The organism is Streptomyces chlorus (assembly GCF_042655885.1).
GTDB lineage: Bacteria > Actinomycetota > Actinomycetes > Streptomycetales > Streptomycetaceae > Streptomyces > Streptomyces chlorus.
The window spans coordinates 1-880 of record NZ_JBHSOA010000157.1 but is presented as its reverse complement, the minus strand read 5'-3'; the positions used below and the strand labels follow the sequence as shown (position 1 = coordinate 880).

1 pseudogene is annotated in these 880 nt (G+C 68.5%); it reads left to right on the top strand.

The features are described 5' to 3' along the window. Positions 1 to 129: 129 nt before the first annotated feature. Positions 130 to 880: pseudogene (locus tag ACFPZI_RS37095) on the top strand (transposase); the annotation flags it as partial.

Below are 880 nucleotides of genomic sequence, written 5' to 3'. Positions count from 1 at the left end.
TCCCACCGCTCGACGTTTCCCCACGTCAAGCCACGAAGTACTGCTGGAGTACTAGGGCGTGTTCCAGGTTCAGATCACTGTTGGGTCAAATCGCTCCGCCGGAGTGGCTCGGGACGGTAGACATCCGGGGTGACGCGAGGCGATCTGACGGACGCAGAGTGGGAGTTGTTCGAGCCGCACCTGCCGCTCGGCGTGAGCGGACCGATCCCTGACCTGCGTAAACAGTTGAACGCGGTGATGTGGAGGTTCCGGACCGGGAGCCCGTGGCGCGACATCCCCGAACGCTACGGGTCCTGGTCCACCGTCTACGGCCGCTTCCAGCAGTGGGCCCTTGCGGGCACCTTCGAGACGCTGATGGAGCGGATGATCGCCGAGGCGGCCCGGCGAGGACAGGCCGATCTGGACCTGGTCAGCGTCGATTCCACCGTCGCACGCGCGCATCACCACGCGGCCGGCATGGCCGTCGACCCCGAGCTCCTGGAGGAACTGGTGAAAGCCGCCGAGGAGGAAAAGGGGCTCCAGCAAAGGGACAATCCGCCCAGGTGACGGCCGAAGGCGACCCGGTCGAGGAAGCGTTACGTGCCGAACGACGACGGATACGCCGCCGCCACAAGGCCCGCCTGAAAGCTGCCGCGTTGGGGCGCTCGCGGGGCGGGCTGACGGTCAAGACGCACCTGGCCACCGACCGGCGGTGCCGCCCGCTGTCGTTCGTGGTGACGCCGGGACAGGCGGCCGACAGTCCGCGTTTCGCCGCGGTCCTCGACCGAGTCAGGATCCGTGGGCCGGTCGGTCGGCCCCGCACCCGCCCCGGGGCCGTCGCCGCCGACAAGGCGTATTCCTCCCGCGCGAACCGCTCCTACCTGCGTAAACGTCGGATCCA